Origin of the sequence: Salinivibrio costicola subsp. alcaliphilus (genome assembly GCF_001996185.1) — a bacterium.
Taxonomy (GTDB): domain Bacteria; phylum Pseudomonadota; class Gammaproteobacteria; order Enterobacterales; family Vibrionaceae; genus Salinivibrio; species Salinivibrio costicola.
On record NZ_MUFR01000156.1, the window covers coordinates 1 to 377 of the forward strand.

The 377-nt window shown below is 46.9% G+C and carries 1 protein-coding gene; it reads right to left on the reverse strand.

The window, feature by feature from the left end; translation table 11 throughout:
• Positions 1–377 (reverse strand): hypothetical protein (locus BZJ21_RS16770; protein ID WP_236719591.1); only part of this gene is annotated, 377 nt, incomplete at both ends.

A 377-nucleotide genomic window follows, 5' to 3' on the forward strand; every position in this document is an offset into this window, starting at 1 on the left:
AGTCTATGTTAGTTCTTTGGCCTTCTTCGTTTACGTAAGTCAGCGTGTTACCAGCAATAGACAGGTTCGTGGTAGTTTCCTCTGTTAAGTACCCTACCTGGTTGTGGTCACCCCATCCGTGAGCAATATCAGCGCGAGACCCTTGAGCCGCAGTAGCGTACTCATCCGCATCTGTAACAGCCGCTGTACCTAGACCTAGGTTACCTCTCGCTGTAGGTACATCAGAAAGATCTGACAGGTTATTCTCGTTAAGCAGCATAGTATTTAAAGCTGCGTAAGCTGTAACCCAAGCACCGTTCTTGCGGATCTTTAACTCGTCATCTTCACTATTAAAGTAAAGTGCCCCTTCTAATACTGGAGAACCGCTACTGTCGTGA